Below are 17545 nucleotides of genomic sequence, written 5' to 3'. Positions count from 1 at the left end.
TGTGACCTCCGATCACGCCGGCTTGGCGATGACGACGAACTTGTTCTCCTCGCGCTTCAGGAACTTGATCAGTCCCCTCAGCCCGCCCCAGCCCTCCAGGAAGGAGAACAGCGGAATGGCCGCCACCACCACGATCGGCTCCCACCACTTGCGCCGGTGGTTGGCCGACGCCACCACGTTCAGCCGCAGGCCCTCCCAGTACGTCCAGATGACGTAGGCGAAGTTGATCGACCAGACCAGCACCACGGACTGGGTGACCGGCGAGGTGTTCCAGGTACCGGTGAACCACGCCACCAGCAGCACCAGGCCGACGTGCTGCAGCGGGCCGAGCACCCAGCTGACCATGCCCATCCCGATGAACAACCGGTACCGCAGCGGGATCGTCTTGTTGAAGCAGAGCGCGACCAGGCCCCAGGCCCAACGCTCGCGCTGCTTGAGGAAGTCATTGATGCCGGCCGGCGAGGCGCCGTAGCAGCGGCCGTTGAACCAGTCACTACGGCCGGGGTAGCGCTGGCAGAAGTTGAGCGCCATCTGGGCGTCCTCGACGATGGTCTTCGGTCCGAAGTCCCAGCCGATGGTGGCCTCCACCGAGGAGCGCACGATCAGCAGCTCTCCGTGCACGCCCGCGATCGGGGTGCCGGTGCCGGTCATCGCCCGGAAGCGGGCGATGTCGTCGGCCGGGCGGATCGCGTCGGCGAGCCAGGTGAAGGTGGAGACGGCGTTCTCACGCGGGTACGTCAGGATGCCCTGCGCCATGTGCTTGGCGTCGTCCCCGGCCCGGCGCTGCCGGTTGACGAACTGGGCGACGGCGGCGGCGGTGTCCGGGCCGACGCCGGTGTCGTCGTCCATGTGCAGCACCCAGACGTCGTCCTCCGCCTCGCCCTCCTCGATCCGCAGCTCGTGCGAGTAGTGGTTGGCGCGGGCCTTGAACTTGGTGCCGTTGGGCGTCTCGTACGCCTTCGGTACGGTCACCACGCGGATCAGCGGGTGACGCTCGGCCAGCTCGTCGATCTTCTCCCCGGCGGCGCAGCCCTCCTCGGTGAGGATGTCCACCCGCATCCACGGAAAGTACGGAGGAAGGTGCTCGACGTACGAGAGCACCGAGCGTTCCAGCGCCGGGTAGGTGTCGTGGCGGCCGATCGTCGGCACCAGCACGATCAGGAAGTCGTCCTCGACGGGCACGGCCGGGGTCATCCGGCTGACCTGGCGCAGCCGGCGGCGGACCATCAGCACGCCCTGGAAGCCGATCAGCACGCCGAAGACCGGCATGCCCCACAGGATGGTGATGGCCCAGCCGAGCGGGGTGGGATTGGGCACGTACGCCCACACCGAGAACGCGAAGATGATCACGAAGGAGATGTAGAACGGGGTCACCCGGGGCTTCCACGACATCTGTCGCTCGGCGAGCCGGGCGGCCTCGCGGGACGTGGTCAGCACCGCCCGCTCGGTGGTTGTCGATGACATGGCGAAAGCAGTTCCTCGTCTGGTGTCGTCTCGGCCCCGGGCGGGGCAAGGATCTTCGTGAGCGGTCAGCCCCGGGCGGTCACCCCTGGGGCGGCCTGTCCGCCGGCGGCGGCACGACGGGACCGGGCGGCACCGGGCCGGGGGCCACCGGTCCGGGGACCGGCGCGCCGGGCTGCGGCAGGACGGCGGGCCACGGCTGGGGCGGTTGCTGCTGATACGGCATCGGCGCCGGCGGCGGGCCCGGCACGGGCTGCCCCCAACCGGGCTGGGTCTGCTGCTGCCCGGGCAGGGGCTGCGGCCAGGCCGCCTGCGGGTACGGCTGGGGCTGGAGCGGCGGCTGGGGCTGGAGCGGCGGCTGCCCCCAGGCGGCAGGCTGGGGCTGGAACGCTTGCAGGACCGGGGCCTGAGCCGCAGCCGCGCCCGGCTGCTCCCGCCACACCGACCGGGCCAGCAGCGCGATCAGCACCGCGGTGACGACCACCCCGAGCCCAAAGGTCGTGAGCTTGAGCCAGCCCTCGGTGGTGCCGGTGAACCACTTCCGTTGCGGCTCGTCCAGGAGCGCGCCGGTCAGGCTGCGCACCCGGTTGTACCCCTCGACCAGCGCGACGCCGGCCGCCACCCCGAGCGCCCAGCCGCGCCCGCGCAGCAGGAGGGCGCCCGAGACCAGGTACAGCAGGCCGTAGTTGAGGCTTCCGGTCTCGGCGGCCACCGAGGAGCCGCCGTAGTAGAAGACGCCCTTGAGGTAGGTGGCGACGCCGACCTGACCGAAGCAGTTGTACCCGGCCCAGCCGAGCAGCACCACGCCCCAGCCGGCGGCCACCGCGCCGGCCGCGCGCATCGGACCCGTGCGTGTCATCCCGTATCCCCCGCCCCTCCGGGCCCGTCCCCGGCCGTTCACCCGCCCTCGGCTTCGCCGCCACAGGATGCCACACGGCGCAACGGAGCCGGAATTCCCCCCGTTCGGCGGGGCCGCCGGGTGCGGCCCACCTCACAGTGCAGGCTCCGCGCCGGAGATGGCGCCGGCTCAGCGCACGTGCAGACCGCCCCAGTCGACGTTCGCGCCGAACGAACCGGAACCGCCGGTGAGCGCCAGCGGACTGCGGTAGGTGGCGGTGACGTCGGCGGCCGAGTTGCGCGGCTGGTCCGGGGTCAGGTTGTTCGCGGTGAGCGACTGCCCCCAGACCGTCCAGATCGTCCAGGGCGTGCGCCGCAGGGTCTCCGGCTGGCGGGAGTTGACCGGGACGGCGAAGGACTCGGCCAGCATCCGAGGCTTACCGTAGGCGGACAGCCCGTCGTAGTACCGCTTGGTCCACACCTCGCCGGTGCCGATCGGGTGCGCCGGGCTGCCGCTGTAGTCGTCCACGCCGACCACGTCGACGAACTGAGCGCCCGGGTAGTAGTCCCAGGGGTCCACGCCCGGGGCGCCGTCCCAGGACACCGGCGTCCAGACGAACAGCAGGTTGTGCAGGCCGCGGGTCTCCACCAGGTACTTGTAGGTGATCTTCCACAGTGCCTGGTAGTCGGCCGGCTTCTGGCCCGCCCACCAGAACCGGCGGGAGCAGTCCAGCACGTTCATCTCGTGGTACGGGCGCAGCAGCACCGGCACGTCGCGGGCGGCCAGGTACTCCAGGTGGTCGGCCAGGTAGGACAGGTCGGTGATCAGCGCGCGGTACTCGGGGGTGTCGTGCGCCCCGTCCACCACCCGGCCGAACCAGTCGGGGTCCTTGGCCGCCGGCGACTTCGAACAGAGCACCCGGTCGAAGGACTTGACGTCCGATCCGGGATAGGGCTGGTGGAAGGACATCCCGACGATCCCGGCCGGTCCGCCGCCGTTGTCGGGCAGTTCGGTGCTGCTGCCGTCGCAGTTCTGCTGCACGCCCACAGCGCCGTAGCCGCCGTCCTCGGCGCGCGGGTGGCCGTCCCAGACGGCGGCGAGCAGGTCGACGGCGTCGTCGGTGTACTGCCAGCCGGCCCGGCAGGTGGGCCAGCGGCCGGCCGAGTAGGAGCGCGGATTGCCGACGCCCCAGCCGGTCTGGCCGTAGCCGGGGCCGAGGTCGGTCTCCACGAAGCCGGGCAGCTTGCCGGTGATGTCGGCGGCCTTCTTGTAGTAGTAGCCGACCTGTTTGGTGCCGCGGTAGTCCCCGTACTCGGGGTTGTTGCGCTCGTTGTGCGCCTCGACGTGCTGTCCGATCACCGTGCCGCCGCTCTGCCCGGTGCGGGCCTGGGCCTCCAGATCGGCGAGGAATTGCTGGACGGCGCGGGCGTTCGGCGAGGCCTGCGGGTCCCTGGCGAGCAGGTCCCGGCCCACCTCCGGCGGCAGGGTACGCCCGGGCAGGCCGACCGAGACCGGCACCCGTGGCGGCTGTTCGCCTTCGGCCCTGCCGTCGTGGTCCAGCAGGACGACCGCTCCCGCGGCGACGACGATCCCGGCCGCGGCCAGGACGGCGGGCTTGCCGCGCAGGGCTCTGGGCAGGGCCACGGACCGCTCCTCCGGTTGCTCGCCGGCGCCGCCCCCCACGGACGCAACCGGAACACACATGCGAAATGACTGTTCCGAGAGCCTGCCACACTCCCCCGGCCCCCGCGAACGACCCGCCGGGACCGGGGTGTCACGGCGGGTCAGCCCGCCGGGGTCCCCTGAACGCCGGGCGCGGCCGAGGAGGCGGCCTTGGCGCGCTTGAGCAGTTGGCCCTTCACGTGCTCGGCGAACCCGGCAGCCGCCGCGGTCGCCGTGGCGTCCGGAGCGTTGCCGCCCTTCGCCGAGCCCTCGACCGTGAAGTAGTCGTACCGGCCCAGGCTGTTGTGGGTACCGGTGCAGCCCGGACCGGCGCAGAACGCCGGCGAACCGGGGGCGGGCGCGCCCTTGAGCTGACCGGCGAAGTTCTTCAGCGCGGTGTCGGCCTGGAGCTTGTGCTCGAAGACCGCCACCCCGACGGTGACCGCGCTGTCCCCGGAGATGTACGTCGCCCGGAGGACCTGCTGGCACCCCTGGTCGCCGAGCACCTTGCCCAGCCCGCCGGTCGTGGAGTTCCCATCCCAGCAGGGCGAGTCCAGCGACACGACGGTGCGGTTCCAGGTGGCACCGTTGATCGTCACCTGGAGCGCGGAGAACAGCGCTCCCGCGTCCTGCGGCGCCGGGTCGGTGGTGGCCTCCCAGATCGGCTTCGACGGGTCGTCCGGCTGACCGCCCGGCGTGCCGGAGGCACTCGGGACGGAGGCCGGTTGGGTGGTCCTGCCGGCCGTCGGGGAACCGTCGTCCTTCTTGCCCTTGAAGAGCAGCACGCCGCCCGCGACCAGACCGCCCACCACGGCGACCGCGGCCACCACGCCGATGACCTTCATCCGGCGGCGGCGCTTGCCATCGGCCGCGTTGCGGTCCGCCAAGGCATCCCAGTCCGGCTCGACCCGCTGCGGCGGGACCGGCTGCGGGGGCTGCTGCTGCTGGAGGTGCCACTGCGGCTGCGGTGGTGGCGCGACCGGCTGCGGCACCGGCGGGACGGGCTGCGCGACCGGCTGCGGCACCGGCGGGACGGGCTGCGCGACCGGCTGCGGCACCGGCGGGATGGGCTGCGCGACCGGCTGCACCGACGGCACGACCGGCCCGTACGAGGCGGGCGGCGGCCCGAAACCACCACTCGGCGGCGGTACCGGACCAGGTACCACCGGCTGCTGACTCTGTGCGCCCCCCGGCCCGGCGGGAGGCGTTCCCTGCGGCCCCTGCCCAGGTGCGCCAGTTCCGTCGCTCATGCGCCCAGATCGTAGGGCATCCTCATGACCGCCGATCCTCCCGGTGACCATTCCGTATCGAAACCAGGACGCCCCCGGCCCGGTTCCGGGGGCTCCGGCGAACACCGCCCGCCACGTTTCTGGTACCACCGGTCATCGCTCCGACACGCGGCGCCGTACTACATCTGGGGTCGCTTCAGAGAGACACCACTACATGTATGCTCGCTTCTGCTGTCGATGCAGGGGAACCCGGTGCGAATCCGGGACTGCCCCGCAGCGGTGAGCGGGCGGCTCCAGCAGCCGCGCCCCGCGAGTCCGAGTACCTGCCGACGGCGTGCGCCACGGCCCTCCCGCAGAGGCCGCGCCGGCACCAGCAGTACCCCTCCGGGCCTCGCGGGCGGGCCGGGGAGTCACCTCGCGCGACGCTTTTTTGCGTTCGCGCCGTGCTCCCCTGCCCAGATCGGCCCGGTGGCCCCCCGATCACCGCCGCCGATCGCCGCCAGGAGAGAGCGCCTTGACCACCGCTGCCTCAGCCACCCTGCCCGCCCAGGGCTCCGGTACCGCCTTCACCGACCCGACGGTCTCCGACCCCGGGGGCGCGCTGCTGCGGCTGCTCACCGACCGCAGCACCGACCTCACCGAGGTCGACCCCGGCCATGTCGCCGCCGCCGCGCTGCGCGGCCGCCACGCCGGCTCGGACTTCGCCGAGCTGCGCGGGCTGGCCGTGGACGCCGCCGCGTCGATGATCGCCGAGGACCCCCAGTACTCGAAGCTCGCCGCCCGCCTGCTCGCCCTGGAGATCGTCGACGAGGCGAACAGCCAGGGCTCGGTGTCCTTCTCCGCCTCGATCGCCGTCGGCCACGCCGAGGGCCTGATCGGCGACACCACCGCCGCCTTCGTCACCAAGCACGCGGCCGCGCTGGACGCGCTCGTCGACACCAAGGGCGACGACCGCTTCGAGTACTTCGGCCTGCGCACGGTGCAGTCCCGCTACCTGCTGCGCCACCCGATCACCCGCAAGGTGATCGAGACCCCGCAGCACTTCCTGCTCCGCGTCGCCTGTGGCCTGGCGGTCGGCGACAGCGAGCAGTCCGTGCGCGAGGTGGCCGAGCTGTACGGCCTGATGAGCCGCCTGGAGTACCTGACCTCCTCGCCGACGCTCTTCAACTCCGGCACCCGCCACCCACAGATGTCGAGCTGCTACCTGCTCGACTCGCCGCTGGACAACCTGGACTCGATCTACAACCGCTACGCGCAGATCGCCCGCCTGTCCAAGCACGCCGGCGGCATCGGCCTGTCGTACTCGCGCATCCGCTCGCGCGGCAGCCTGATCCGCGGCACCAACGGCAAGTCCAACGGCATCGTGCCGTTCCTGCGCACCCTCGACTCCTCGGTCGCCGCCGTCAACCAGGGCGGCCGCCGCAAGGGCGCGGCCTGCGTCTACCTGGAGACCTGGCACGCCGACATCGAGGAGTTCCTGGAGCTCCGCGACAACACCGGCGAAGAGGCCCGCCGCACCCACAACCTCAACCTGGCGCACTGGATCCCGGACGAGTTCATGCGCCGGGTCAACGCCAACCAGGACTGGTCGCTGTTCTCCCCGGCCGACGTGCCGGAGCTGGTCGACCTGTGGGGCGAGGAGTTCGACGAGGCCTACCGCAAGGCCGAGCTGGCCGGCAAGGCCGTGCGCACCATCCCGGCGCAGACCCTGTACGCCCGCATGATGCGCACCCTGGCGCAGACCGGCAACGGCTGGATGACCTTCAAGGACGCCTCCAACCGCGCCGCCAACCAGACCGCGCTGCCGGGCCGCACGGTGCACTCCTCCAACCTGTGCACCGAGATCCTGGAGGTCACGGACGACTCCGAGACCGCCGTCTGCAACCTGGGCTCGGTCAACCTGGGCGCCCACGTGGCCCCCGGTGCCACGGCCGACGACCTGATCGGCGCCATGGACTGGGAGCGCCTCGACGCCACCGTCCGCACGGCCGTGACGTTCCTCGACCGCGTGGTGGACATCAACTTCTACCCGACCACCGAGGCCGGCACCTCCAACTCCCGCTGGCGGCCGGTCGGCCTCGGCGTGATGGGCCTCCAGGACGTCTTCTTCAAGCTGCGGATCGACTTCGACTCCGCCGAGGCCGCCCGCCTGTCCACGCTGATCGCCGAGCGCATCATGCTCACCGCGTACGAGCGCTCCGCCGACCTGGCCGAGCAGCTCGGCCGCCACGAGGCGTACGGCGAGACCCGCGCCGCCCGCGGCGAGCTGCACATCGACCACTTCCCGACGGCCGCCCCGCAGTGGGCCGACCGCTGGACGGCGCTGCGCGCCCGGATCGCCGAGACCGGCCTGCGCAACTCGCTGCTGCTGGCCATCGCGCCGACCGCGACCATCGCGTCCATCGCCGGCGTGTACGAGTGCATCGAGCCGCAGGTGTCCAACCTGTTCAAGCGCGAGACGCTGTCCGGCGAGTTCCTCCAGGTCAACCCGTACCTGGTGCGCGAGCTCAAGGAGCTCGGCGTCTGGGACCAGCAGACCCGCGACGCCCTGCGCGACGCCAACGGTTCCGTCCAGGAGCTGAACTGGCTGCCCGCCGAGGTGCGTTCGCTGTACCGGACGGCCTGGGAGCTGCCGCAGCGCGCGCTGATCGACCTGGCCGCGGCTCGCATGCCGTACCTGGACCAGAGCCAGTCCCTGAACCTGTTCATGGCGGCGCCGACCATCGGCAAGCTCAGCTCGATGTACGCCTACGCGTGGAAGGTCGGTCTGAAGACCACCTACTACCTGCGTTCGCGCCCGGCCACCCGCATCGCCCAGGCCGCGTCCGGTGCCGCCCGTGCCGCCGCGCCCGCGCCCGTGCCCGTGAACACCCCGACCCTCACCCCGGAGCAGGAAGCCGCCCTCGCCTGCTCCCTGGAGAACCCCGAGTCCTGCGAGGCCTGCCAGTAATGTCCCAGTCCGAAGACCGCAAGATGCTGCTCGACCCCGGCTTCGAGCTGACCCTGCGCCCGATGCGCTACCCGTCGTTCTACGACCGGTACCGGGACGCGATCAAGAACACCTGGACCGTCGAGGAGGTGGACCTGCACTCCGACGTCGCCGACCTGGCGAAGCTCAGCGAGGGCGAGCGCCACCTGATCGGCCGGCTGGTCGCGTTCTTCGCGACGGGCGACTCGATCGTCTCCAACAACGTGGTGCTGAGCCTCTACAAGCACATCAACTCGCCCGAGGCGCGGCTGTACCTCTCGCGGCAGCTGTTCGAAGAGGCCGTGCACGTCCAGTTCTACCTGACGCTGCTCGACACCTACCTGCCCGACCCGGAGGACCGCAACGCGGCCTTCGCCGCGGTGGAGAACATCCCCTCCATCCGCCAGAAGGCGCAGTTCTGCTTCAAGTACATGAACGCGGTCGACCACATCGACTCGCTGCAGACCAAGGAGGACAGGCGGGCGTTCCTGCTCAACCTGATCTGCTTCGCGGCGTGCGTCGAGGGCCTGTTCTTCTACGGCGCGTTCGCCTACGTGTACTGGTTCCGGAGCCGGGGCCTGCTGCACGGCCTGGCCACGGGCACGAACTGGGTGTTCCGCGACGAGTCCATGCACATGGACTTCGCGATGTCGGTGGTGGACACCGTCCGCGAGGAGGAGCCCGACCTCTTCGACGACGAGATGGCCAAGCAGGTCACGGAGATGCTGGAGGAGGCCGTCGAGGCCGAGCTCCAGTTCGCCCAGGACCTGTGCGGTGACGGCCTGCCCGGCATGAACACCGCCTCGATGCGCGAGTACCTGGAGGCCGTGGCGGACCAGCGCCTGGCCCGCCTGGGCCTGCCGATCCGGTACGGGTCCACGAACCCGTTCGGCTTCATGGAGCTCCAGAACGTCCAGGAGCTGACCAACTTCTTCGAGCGCCGCGTGTCGGCGTACCAGGTCGCCGTCGAGGGCACCGTCGCCTTCGACGACGACTTCTAGGAGGAACAAAACGAACGACAGAGGTGCCCCGCACGGCCACAGCCCGTGCGGGGCACCTCTGTCATGTCAGTCGGTCGAAAACTCCCCGGACTTGATCCCGGCGAGGAAGGAGACCCAAGCATCTGCCGGAAAAAGAAGCCCCGGCCCGCCCAGGTCCTTCGAGTCGCGGACCGCCATACCACGCAGCCCCAGCTTCAGGGCTTCTACACACTCGTTCGCCTGAGCGCTGTAGCTGCTCTTGTACCAACCCCGAGCGCCGTCCTCAGTCACAGTCATGCGCTCACGCCTCTTGTCTGGTCTCGTCGTCACGTCTCCGCCGCAATGGCCGCGATCATATCCAGCGATTTCACGGGGTCCAGGGCAGCCGACCGCAAGTACTCGAAGACCAGCCCATAGCCGTCCAGCTCTCCTTGCTGCTCCAAGTAGTGGCTGCTCGTCAACGTTTCCAGAAACACTGCCCCTGGAGTAGGCGAGTCGGAGAAGCCGTACATCACGAACGCACCGCATGCTCCGGCGGTTGCGCCGACATCCAGTGTCACCACTTGCAGGGTCACGTTGGGGAGATTCGCCATCTCCATCAGGTGCCGCAGCTGCTCCCTGTGGACCTCCACCCCTCCCACGGGACACCTGAGCGCAGGCTCCCAGATGATCGCCCAGAAGCGGGCCGGGTCCGGCTTCGCGAGAACTTCCTTCCGCTCCATCCGGATCTCGACCAACTGGTCAACCCGTTCCGGACGCACGGCGGCAGGATTGGCTTCAAGCAAGGCCCGGGCATAGCGCCTCGTTTGCAGCAAGCCCGGCACGACCATGGTCTGCCACATCCGGATGTATCGAGCGTCGTCTTCGAGCCCGAGAACGTCGACGTAGGCCGAGGGGATCGTGTCGCCGTAGTCGTGCCACCAGCCGCGCTTCTTGCTCTCCCTCGACAATGCCTCAAGACCATCGCGTTGCGCCCCGGCCACCCCGTACAGATCGAGCAGGATCCCGAGGTCCAACCGCCGAACGCCCGACGCCCCGGTCTCTATGCGGCTGATCTTTGCGCGCGAACAGGCAAGCGCCTGCGCCGCGTCTTCGGTCCCCTTGCCCGCAGCCTCGCGGAGACGGCGAAGTTCCGAGCCAAGTCGGCGAGCACGCACGGTCGGCCTCAGCTCATCAGCCATGTCCAAGTCCTCTCGCTGGCGGCCTCCAGTCTGCCTTGTGACGATTCGTCAATCCAACGAGCCGATATCTGCATCGTTGCATTCGTTTCGCTTGCGGTCTGCATCAACACAGGTGCATGCTACCTGGAGTAGTGAGTCGCGCCACACAGAGTCATCGCGGCAGGGCTCATCACCCGGGCATCCCCATGCCCTCTTCAGCCGCTTTCACCTGCACACTCCATAGGTGGCCCCGCCATGCCTGAAGACCTCTCCCCCTCCCCCATCCCCGCCGAGCGGACCTGCTGGTTGCCCCGGCACCGCAAGGCCCCCCGCGCCGCCCGCTGGGAGCTCCACGACTTCCTCCTCCCCCACCCCTCCGGCGAACTCCTCGTCTTCACCGGGGAGTTGCTGGTCAGCGAGCTGGTCACCAACGCCGTCCAGCACGCCCGCGCCCCGCGTGACCGGCTGATCTTCATCCGTTTCCAGCTCTCCCCGGACGACACCCTCCGCATCGAGGTGCACGACGCCGACAGCGAGAAGCCCTCCCTCCGGCCCGCCTCCACCTCCGCCGAGACCGGCCGGGGCCTGCGGCTCGTCCAGCAGCTGGCCACCCAATGGGGCTGCTGCCCGCGCGAGGGCGGCGTCGGGAAGTTCGTCTGGTGCCACATCTCCCCCGAGGTGAACGCCGCGTGAGCGCCGTCCGGGCCGGGATCGCCGGCATCATGCTCCCCGCCGACTTCCCCAGCCTCGACCACGCCCTCCCCGTCCTCTGGGAGCACGTCCGCGAGCTCCCCATCCGGGAGGCCCACCGCGACTTCATCCGGATCTGCATCGGGCCGGGCGGCGGCCAGGGCATCGCCAACTGCCTCTCCCGCAACGACATCTGGAGCGTCACCCTCTATGTCGGCGAGATGGCCGACTGGACCTCCCACCTGATCACCGTCACCGCCCACCAGCCCTGAACTCCCCCGTCCCCGCCCGGCGTTCACGCCGGGCGGGGACGGCCCGACCTCATCGCGGCTGTTCGCCCCCGCCGTGACCACGCAGGGCGCCCACCGTCACGCGGCATCACCGCCCCCCGGCCCGCCGCCCACCGGTGAGTTCGGCGTCGGCGGCGGCGAGGATCCGGCCGAAGGTGTGGGCGATGACCGGCTTCGCCAGGGCCCGGGTGAGGGCCGCGCCGAAGGGCAGGCGGACCTGGAAGGTGGTCGTCCACGCGACCTCCGTCCCGCCGGCGACCTCGGTGAAGGTCATCCGGCCGAGTTCGCGCCGGGACGGCGGCAGGCTGCGCTCGACCGTGTAGTCGAAGCCGTACGGCGGGTTGTACGCGGTGACCCGCTCGCGGAACCAGCCGATCGTCCAGGTGTGCAGCCGTACCGCCCCCACGCCGTACGGCGCACCGGCGCCCGGTCGGGCCAGTCGGGCCTGGAGGATGAGCGGGGAGCGGGTGTAGTTGGTGGTGGTGGCGCACCAGTCGAACACGTCCTCGATCGGTGCGGCGATGACGCGTCGGACGGTCAGGGTCTCCATGGTCATGTCCCCTCTCTCGGTCGGCGGCGCGGACTGCGGCCACCGCACCCGACAGGAAGACCGGATGCCCGCCGGGAACGTGACACCGGGACCGGTTCCCCACCCCGGGGCGTGGCGCCCCCTGCGCGGCCCGCCGTCTCCGATCGCCGAAATCTATCGGACCTGCTACGGTCGTAATCATGACGAAAGAAACCGGCGCCCAGTCCGCCGCGACCGAGCTCCGGATGCCCCTCGACACCAAGGTGGTCGTCTGGGTCTTCTGCGGCGCGGTCGGCGCCGGCCTCGGCTTCGCCGTCCCGTGGCTCCTCCGGTTCGCCGCCGAGCATCCGATCCCCTACGCAGACACCGTGCGGTTCCTGGGCTCGTTCTCCTCCCCGGCCATGGTGATCGGACGACCAGTGGCGCTCGCCGCCGTCGGCCTCGTGATCGGGATGTTCGTCACCTACCACGCCGCCGTGCTGCGCATCTCGGACGAGAGCATCACCATCGTCGAGGGCGACGACAGCCGGGTGATCACCCGCGACCAGGTCGGCGGCGTCTTCCGTCACGGCGGCAAGGTGCGGATCGAGTCACCGGTCGGTCGTGTCCTCTTCGACGACGACGTCGAGGGCGGGAGGGCGGCCATCGCCTCGGCCTTCCGCCGCCACGGCTATCCCTGGGAGGGCGCCTGAGGTCCGGTGTGGCAGATTGACCGGACGGCCCCGCCCCGGGCCCCGTGATCGAGAACCGAGGTCTCCCGTGTCCGCAGACAACGCCGCGCCGTACCGACCCGCGCCGCGCACGGTCGTCGAGGCCTGTTTCGATCCGCAGGGCACGGCCGCGCTCGACTACGTCTACGACGTCGCCGCGGCGGTCGGCCTGTCGGACCAGCCGGTGCGGCTGGCCGTCCGCCGGCTGGAGGCGGCGGGCGTCCTGCGGCAGGAGGGGCGGGGCCGCAAGGGCCGGCTCGTGCTGACCGACGCGGGCAGGCTCCGCTCGGACATGGACGTCCGGTTCGTCGCGCTGGCCTACGCGCAGGACGCCGGCCACGCCCCTTGGGACGGGCTCTGGCGCCTCTACACCTTCTCCGTCCCCGAGCGGCACCGGTCGGAGCGCGACGCCCTGCGTGCCGCGCTGACCCGGCTCGGTGCCGTGCCGCTCGCGCCCGGCGCCTATGCGAGCCCGCACGACCTCCTCGACGAACTCACCGACGAGGCCTCGGCGGCGACGGTCGGCGCCTACCTGATCACGGCGGAGGCCACCCGCCTGACCGGTCCCGGCTTCACCGATCCCGCCTCCACCGCGGAGCACCTGTGGCCCTCGGCCGAGACGGTCGAGGCCTACCGGCCTCTCGCCGACGCGCTCGCCGCGGAACCCCTCGGCCCCGACCGCGGGTCCGTCGAACTCGTCGCCGTCGCGCTGCGGCTGGCCGAGGCCTTCACCCACGCCCTGGAGCGCGACCCGCTCCTCCCTCCGGAGCTGAGGCCCGCCCCCTGGCTCCCGTCCCGGATCCGGCGCGACTTCCACGAGGCCTGGGCCACGATCCGCGGCCGTACTCCCGACCTCTCGCTCTTCCGCGCCTTCGACACCGGGCCGGCGGCCGCCCACCGGGCCTGAACTCCGTCCCGGGACAAACCCTGCTCGCCCGATATTCACTCGGACGGACGCGATTTCGAATTCCCGGATCGCCCATATGTTCTAGGCCTGATATATCGATTATATGCTCGAAGAATACGACAAGGTATTGGTGTCGGGCGGATTGGGTTTCGTCGGAAGGCACCTGACCAGCGCTCTTCTCTTCCTGGGGAAAGAGGTGTCGATCATCGACAACGCCCGGACGGCCACGAGCATCTCGGCGCCGTCCGGGACCACCCTGCACCTGCTGGACATCCGCGAGGTCGACGCCGTCGCCGAGGCCGTGGACGACGCTGACCTGGTCTTCCACGTCGCCGCGAACGCGAACGGCACGTTGTCGGTGACGCAGCCGCGCCTCGACTTCGAGATCAACGCACTCGGCACGCTGATCTTCGCCGAGGCCCTCCTCAAGGCGCCCGTCCGCCGGGTCGTCTACGTCTCGTCCGCGTCCGTCTACGGAACGCCCCGGAAATTCCCCATGGACGAGGACCACCCGACCCGCCCCTTCGTGCCGTACGGCGCGTCCAAACTCAGCGGCGAGATCACCTGCCTGGCACTCCACCGCGCCTGCGGCCTCCCGGTGGTGGTCGGCCGCCCCTTCTGCGTCTACGGACCGGGGGAGAACCCGCACGAGGCGATGGTCGAGGTCGGCCGCTTCCTGCGCTGGCACCTCAACCACCGACCCATCCAGATCGTGGGCGACATCGACCGGAAGACCCGCGACTTCGTCCATGTCACCGACCTGGTCCAGGGGTTGCTGACGATCGCCGACCGGGCCGACCTGGGCGAGGTGTTCAACATCGGCTCCGGCACGGAGGTGTCGATGCGCCGGCTCGTCGACACGATCGGGGAGGCCACCGGCAAGACTCCCGAGGTCAGCGTGATCCCGGAGATCGAGGACGACACCTACCGGCTGGTCGGCGACATCTCCAAGCTCCAGGGCCTGGGATACCGGCCGTCGGTCTCGCTGGTTGAGGGGGTGCGCGACCTGGCCGACCACCTCGGCGCGAATCCGGAGCTCCCCGGCAGCCCGACCATCTTCTCCCGCGGCCAGCACGGCGAATCCTGATCCGCCGCCCGCACGGGACCCCCTGTACGGGACCCACCACCCCGCCCCGGACGTCGTCGGCGTCCGGGGCGGCAGACCGGCCACCCGTGCTCAGCCCTTGACCGATCCCGCGGTCAGCCCCTGGGCCAGGTAGCGCTGGAGGAACTGGTAGACCACGATCACCGGCAGCGAGGTCACCAGCGCCCCGGCGGCGAACAGGCCGTAGTTCTGGTCCTGTTGGCCGGAGATGATCCCGTAGAGGCCGACCGCGACCGTCTTGGAGTCGTTCGAGGTCAGGAAGATGTTCGCGAGGATCACGTCGTTGAGCGCGGCGGTCAGCGACAGGACGGAGATCACCACCAGCATCGGCGCGGCGAGCGGCAGGATCAGCCGGAAGAAGATCTGGGCGTGCCCGGCGCCGTCCACCTTGGCGGCCTCGTCGATCTCGCGCGGGATGGTGTCCAGGTAGCCCTTCATCAGCCAGGTGTTCACCCCCATCGCGCCGCCGAGGTAGACCAGCACCAGGCCCCACGGGGTGTCCAGGCCGATCGCCGGCAGCACGTCGCCGATCTTCGCGAACATCAGGTAGAGCGAGATCACCGCGAGGAACTGCAGGAACATCTGCACCAGGAAGACCGCCATCAGCCCGAACCGCCGCCCCCGGAAGCGGAACCGCGAGAAGGCGTACGCGGCCAGCACCGTTGAAGTTGAAGGCGAAGGACGAGATCAGCACCGGTGCGGCGGCGACCAGCAGCAGCGGGAAGGTGACCGCCCGGAACGCCCGCCACGGCCCGGCGCCGTCGATCCGGGCGGCCTCGTTGAGCTCGGCGGGCATCGCCTGCAGCACGCCGGTGCAGATCAGCAGCATGTTGGGGAAGCCGAGCCAGAGGCTGGTGAGCACCACCGCGAACCGGGCGCTCCAAGCCTCGCCCAGCCAGTCGATCCGGGTGTGCAGCAGCTGGTTGAGCAGCCCGAAGTCCCGGTTGTACATGCTCTGCCAGATCAGGATGCCGATGAACGCGGGCATCGCGTACGGCAGCAGCATCAGCGAGCGGTAGACCCGCTGCCCGCGCAGCCGAAGGTCCAGGCGAGCACGCCGAGGAAGGGGCCGCGGATGGCGGGGCTGGTGAGCACGGCGGTGAAGTTGGCGAAGCCGACGGTGCGGTGCCAGCCGGTGGGCAGGGTCCGCCCGGAGCCGTCGGCGGCGGTGTACCGGCCGTCCTCCGGGTGGTAGACGGTGCCGTCGCGGGTGTCGGTGAGGGTGTCGGTGAGGGTGTCGGTGAGGGTGTCGGTGAGGGTGTCGGCCGCCCGGTCGTGGACGAGGGTGGGCCGGGCGGTGGTGGCCATCGAGAGCCCCTGGCTCACGAGGAAGGCACCGACCGGCCGGGTGTCTCCGACGACACCAGGCTCAAGGTCGCCGAGGCCATGCGGGAGCTCGGCTGGCAGCCCGACCAGGGCTACGACCCGCACCAGGGCGCGCTCATCGGCATCGTCGTCCCCGAGCTCGACAACCCGGTCTTCCCCCTGCTCGCCTCCGCGATCGAGGTGCAGCTCGCCAAGCACGGCCTGACCGCCGTGGTCGGCACCTCCACCCGCCAGGGCACCGCCGAGCTGGGCTACATCGACGTCCTGCTGCGCAAGTGCGTCTCCGGGCTGGTCCTGGTCTCCGGCCGGCACGCCAACCCGCACGCCGACCACGGCTTCTACCGGCTGCTGCACGAACGCGGCATCCCGATGGTGCTGGTCAGCGGCCGGGTCGAGGGCCTGGCCGTACCCACCGTCGCCACCGACGAGGCGCTCGGCGCCCGGATCGCCGTCGCGCACCTGCGCGAACTCGGCCACCGGCGGATCGGACTGGCCGGCGGCCAGGGCTACCTGCGGCCCTCGATCAACCGCCTGGAAGGCTACCGGCGCGCGATGCGCGAACTGCTCGGCGAGGAGGCCCCCGCCGACTGGTACGCCGAGTCCTCCTACTCGATCGCCGGCGGCGCCGCGGCCGCCCGCCAGCTGTTCGACGCGGGCGTCACCGCGATCGTCGCCGGCAGCGACCTGATGGCCCTCGGCGTCGCCCAGGCCGCCCGCGAGGCCGGCCGCCCGGTGCCCGGCGACCTCTCCGTGGTCGGCTACGACGACTGCTACCTGGCCGCCCACAGCAACCCGCCGCTGACCACCGTGCGCCAGCCGATCCAGGAGATGGCCGCGGCCGTCGCCGAGGCCCTGTGGCGCCAGCTGGAGGGGCACGGCGGCCAGGTCAGGGACTACCTGTTCAGCCCGGAGCTGGTCGCCCGCGAGTCCACCGGCCGGCTGCGGCACGGCTGACCTCACGCCGAGGGCCGGGACACCAGCGGTGTCCCGGCCCTCGCACGTACCGAAACGTCAGGCGTTCGACACCGTGGCGTACTTCGGGGTGCCCTCGGCCATCTGCTGCAGGGCGTCCTTGCGGTCCCGCTTCGACAGCTTGTCGATGTAGAGGGTGCCGTACAGGTGGTCGGTCTCGTGCTGGAGGCAGCGGGAGAAGAAGCCGGTGCCCTCGACGCGGATCGGCTCGCCGTCCTTGTCGACGCCGGTGACCGCGGCGTAGTCCGGGCGGGCCAGCTCCGCGTAGGCGGTGGGGACCGAGAGGCAGCCCTCGTTGCCGTCGTCCAGGACGCGGCGGCGGTCGGCCGGGTACTCCTCCAGCACCGGGTTGATCACGTGGCCGATGTGGCGCACGCCCTCGTCGTCCGGGCAGTCGTAGACGAAGACCTTGAGGTCGACGCCGATCTGGTTGGCGGCGAGGCCGACACCCTCGGCGGCGTACATCGACTGGAACATGTCGTCGATCAGTGCGGACAGCTCGCCGTCGAAGACGGTGACGTCCTTGACCTCGCGGTGCAGCACCGGGTTGCCGACGACGGTGATCGGGCGCGCGGTGCCCCTGCTGAGGTCGGGCTCCTCACCGATCACCTTCACGGGCGTCTCGGGCGCCGTCCCCTCCACGTCGTGCTCGTGCTCGTGCTGCTCGGCCTGCTCCGCCATGTCTTCCGCTTCCGTCGGTGTACGCGTTACCTCACCA

The 17545-nt window shown here is 70.8% G+C and carries 18 protein-coding genes, 1 pseudogene and 1 riboswitch; of the genes and pseudogenes, 8 read left to right on the top strand and 11 right to left on the bottom strand.

Annotation, left to right across the window (positions count from 1 at the left end):
* Window positions 1–12: 12 nt before the first annotated feature.
* The 4 genes from ACFVUY_RS14275 to ACFVUY_RS14260 form a co-directional block, all read right to left on the bottom strand.
* The gene (locus tag ACFVUY_RS14275; protein ID WP_387729894.1) at window positions 13–1464 is read right to left on the bottom strand and encodes a glycosyltransferase family 2 protein; all 1452 of its coding nucleotides are present in this window, start codon (window positions 1462–1464) and stop codon (window positions 13–15) included.
* Between the two features lie 79 nt (window positions 1465–1543).
* Window positions 1544–2320 carry a hypothetical protein gene (locus tag ACFVUY_RS14270; RefSeq protein WP_387729892.1) on the bottom strand — a complete coding sequence of 259 codons (777 nt, stop codon included), beginning with the start codon at window positions 2318–2320 and terminating at the stop codon, window positions 1544–1546.
* 168 nt (window positions 2321–2488) lie between these two features.
* Window positions 2489–3943, bottom strand: a complete 1455-nt coding sequence (locus ACFVUY_RS14265; protein ID WP_387729890.1) for a glycoside hydrolase family 26 protein — start codon at window positions 3941–3943, stop codon at window positions 2489–2491.
* 140 nt (window positions 3944–4083) lie between these two features.
* A complete protein-coding gene (locus ACFVUY_RS14260) occupies window positions 4084–5058 on the bottom strand; it encodes a hypothetical protein (RefSeq protein ID WP_387729888.1) in 975 nt (324 codons plus the stop codon).
* 333 nt (window positions 5059–5391) lie between these two features.
* Window positions 5392–5536, top strand: a riboswitch (cobalamin riboswitch).
* A 192-nt stretch (window positions 5537–5728) separates the two neighbouring features.
* On the opposite strand from ACFVUY_RS14260, the gene ACFVUY_RS14255 reads away from it, so the two are divergent.
* Complete coding sequence (locus ACFVUY_RS14255; RefSeq protein WP_387695222.1) at window positions 5729–8140, top strand: ribonucleoside-diphosphate reductase subunit alpha; 2412 nt, start codon at window positions 5729–5731, stop codon at window positions 8138–8140.
* The gene (locus tag ACFVUY_RS14250; protein ID WP_387695187.1) at window positions 8140–9159 is read left to right on the top strand and encodes a ribonucleotide-diphosphate reductase subunit beta; all 1020 of its coding nucleotides are present in this window, start codon (window positions 8140–8142) and stop codon (window positions 9157–9159) included. Before ACFVUY_RS14255 ends, ACFVUY_RS14250 begins: the two co-directional genes overlap by 1 nt.
* Window positions 9160–9225: 66 nt before the next feature.
* Here ACFVUY_RS14250 and ACFVUY_RS14245 read toward each other — a convergent pair whose 3' ends face one another.
* Window positions 9226–9435 (bottom strand): DUF397 domain-containing protein, encoded by a 210-nt coding sequence (locus ACFVUY_RS14245; protein ID WP_387729885.1) that lies wholly within the window; start codon window positions 9433–9435, stop codon window positions 9226–9228.
* A 29-nt stretch (window positions 9436–9464) separates the two neighbouring features.
* Complete coding sequence (locus ACFVUY_RS14240; RefSeq protein WP_387729883.1) at window positions 9465–10319, bottom strand: helix-turn-helix domain-containing protein; 855 nt, start codon at window positions 10317–10319, stop codon at window positions 9465–9467.
* A gap of 234 nt (window positions 10320–10553) precedes the next feature.
* Here ACFVUY_RS14240 and ACFVUY_RS14235 point away from each other — a divergent pair, with 234 nt between their 5' ends.
* Both ACFVUY_RS14235 and ACFVUY_RS14230 read left to right on the top strand, forming a co-directional pair.
* A complete protein-coding gene (locus ACFVUY_RS14235; RefSeq protein ID WP_387729880.1) occupies window positions 10554–10991 on the top strand; it encodes an ATP-binding protein in 438 nt (145 codons plus the stop codon).
* A complete protein-coding gene (locus ACFVUY_RS14230) occupies window positions 10988–11260 on the top strand; it encodes a hypothetical protein (RefSeq protein ID WP_387729877.1) in 273 nt (90 codons plus the stop codon). Before ACFVUY_RS14235 ends, ACFVUY_RS14230 begins: the two co-directional genes overlap by 4 nt.
* A gap of 106 nt (window positions 11261–11366) precedes the next feature.
* On the opposite strand, the gene ACFVUY_RS14225 is transcribed toward ACFVUY_RS14230, so the two are convergent.
* Window positions 11367–11828, bottom strand: a complete 462-nt coding sequence (locus tag ACFVUY_RS14225; protein WP_387730065.1) for an SRPBCC family protein — start codon at window positions 11826–11828, stop codon at window positions 11367–11369.
* Between the two features lie 179 nt (window positions 11829–12007).
* Here ACFVUY_RS14225 and ACFVUY_RS14220 point away from each other — a divergent pair, with 179 nt between their 5' ends.
* From ACFVUY_RS14220 to ACFVUY_RS14210, 3 genes are all read left to right on the top strand, one after another.
* Window positions 12008–12499 (top strand): hypothetical protein, encoded by a 492-nt coding sequence (locus ACFVUY_RS14220; RefSeq protein WP_387729874.1) that lies wholly within the window; start codon window positions 12008–12010, stop codon window positions 12497–12499.
* A gap of 67 nt (window positions 12500–12566) precedes the next feature.
* Window positions 12567–13424, top strand: a complete 858-nt coding sequence (locus ACFVUY_RS14215; protein WP_387729872.1) for a transcriptional regulator — start codon at window positions 12567–12569, stop codon at window positions 13422–13424.
* A gap of 103 nt (window positions 13425–13527) precedes the next feature.
* Window positions 13528–14511: an NAD-dependent epimerase/dehydratase family protein gene (locus ACFVUY_RS14210; RefSeq protein WP_387695179.1), complete on the top strand. Its 984-nt coding sequence runs from the start codon at window positions 13528–13530 to the stop codon at window positions 14509–14511.
* Between the two features lie 90 nt (window positions 14512–14601).
* On the opposite strand, the gene ACFVUY_RS14205 is transcribed toward ACFVUY_RS14210, so the two are convergent.
* The 3 genes and pseudogenes from ACFVUY_RS14205 to ACFVUY_RS14195 form a co-directional block, all read right to left on the bottom strand.
* Window positions 14602–15189 carry a sugar ABC transporter permease gene (locus tag ACFVUY_RS14205; RefSeq protein ID WP_387729870.1) on the bottom strand — a complete coding sequence of 196 codons (588 nt, stop codon included), beginning with the start codon at window positions 15187–15189 and terminating at the stop codon, window positions 14602–14604.
* A gap of 55 nt (window positions 15190–15244) precedes the next feature.
* Window positions 15245–15517 (bottom strand): annotated as a pseudogene (locus tag ACFVUY_RS14200) (carbohydrate ABC transporter permease); the annotation flags it as partial.
* A gap of 17 nt (window positions 15518–15534) precedes the next feature.
* Complete coding sequence (locus ACFVUY_RS14195; RefSeq protein WP_387729867.1) at window positions 15535–15837, bottom strand: hypothetical protein; 303 nt, start codon at window positions 15835–15837, stop codon at window positions 15535–15537.
* 78 nt (window positions 15838–15915) lie between these two features.
* Between ACFVUY_RS14195 and ACFVUY_RS14190 the strand changes: the two genes are divergently transcribed.
* Window positions 15916–16809, top strand: coding sequence for a LacI family DNA-binding transcriptional regulator (locus tag ACFVUY_RS14190; protein ID WP_387729864.1), 894 nt, complete (start codon window positions 15916–15918; stop codon window positions 16807–16809).
* Between the two features lie 57 nt (window positions 16810–16866).
* Here the strand turns inward: ACFVUY_RS14190 and def are convergent, their stop codons facing one another.
* Window positions 16867–17508, bottom strand: a complete 642-nt coding sequence (gene def / locus ACFVUY_RS14185) for a peptide deformylase (RefSeq protein WP_387695175.1) — start codon at window positions 17506–17508, stop codon at window positions 16867–16869.
* Between the last annotated feature and the right edge of the window lie 37 nt (window positions 17509–17545).

It is taken from the genome of Kitasatospora sp. NPDC058063 (assembly GCF_042885395.1).
Lineage (GTDB): Bacteria > Actinomycetota > Actinomycetes > Streptomycetales > Streptomycetaceae > Kitasatospora > Kitasatospora lactacystinica.
The sequence above is the reverse complement of the archived record's forward strand: the minus strand, read 5'-3'. Positions and strand labels throughout refer to the sequence as shown.

Bases quoted from the DNA above. Each gene is read 5' to 3' on its own strand.
- ACFVUY_RS14275 (WP_387729894.1), bottom strand. From the start codon at position 1,464: ATGTCATCGACAACCACCGAGCGGGCGGTGCTGACCACGTCCCGCGAG.
- ACFVUY_RS14210 (WP_387695179.1), top strand. From the start codon at position 13,528: ATGCTCGAAGAATACGACAAGGTATTGGTGTCGGGCGGATTGGGTTTC.
- ACFVUY_RS14235 (WP_387729880.1), top strand. From the start codon at position 10,554: ATGCCTGAAGACCTCTCCCCCTCCCCCATCCCCGCCGAGCGGACCTGC.
- ACFVUY_RS14220 (WP_387729874.1), top strand. From the start codon at position 12,008: ATGACGAAAGAAACCGGCGCCCAGTCCGCCGCGACCGAGCTCCGGATG.
- ACFVUY_RS14270 (WP_387729892.1), bottom strand. From the start codon at position 2,320: ATGACACGCACGGGTCCGATGCGCGCGGCCGGCGCGGTGGCCGCCGGC.
- def (WP_387695175.1), bottom strand. From the start codon at position 17,508: ATGGCGGAGCAGGCCGAGCAGCACGAGCACGAGCACGACGTGGAGGGG.
- ACFVUY_RS14240 (WP_387729883.1), bottom strand. From the start codon at position 10,319: ATGGCTGATGAGCTGAGGCCGACCGTGCGTGCTCGCCGACTTGGCTCG.
- ACFVUY_RS14250 (WP_387695187.1), top strand. From the start codon at position 8,140: ATGTCCCAGTCCGAAGACCGCAAGATGCTGCTCGACCCCGGCTTCGAG.
- ACFVUY_RS14195 (WP_387729867.1), bottom strand. From the start codon at position 15,837: ATGGCCACCACCGCCCGGCCCACCCTCGTCCACGACCGGGCGGCCGAC.
- ACFVUY_RS14245 (WP_387729885.1), bottom strand. From the start codon at position 9,435: ATGACTGTGACTGAGGACGGCGCTCGGGGTTGGTACAAGAGCAGCTAC.
- ACFVUY_RS14190 (WP_387729864.1), top strand. From the start codon at position 15,916: ATGCGGGAGCTCGGCTGGCAGCCCGACCAGGGCTACGACCCGCACCAG.
- ACFVUY_RS14225 (WP_387730065.1), bottom strand. From the start codon at position 11,828: ATGGAGACCCTGACCGTCCGACGCGTCATCGCCGCACCGATCGAGGAC.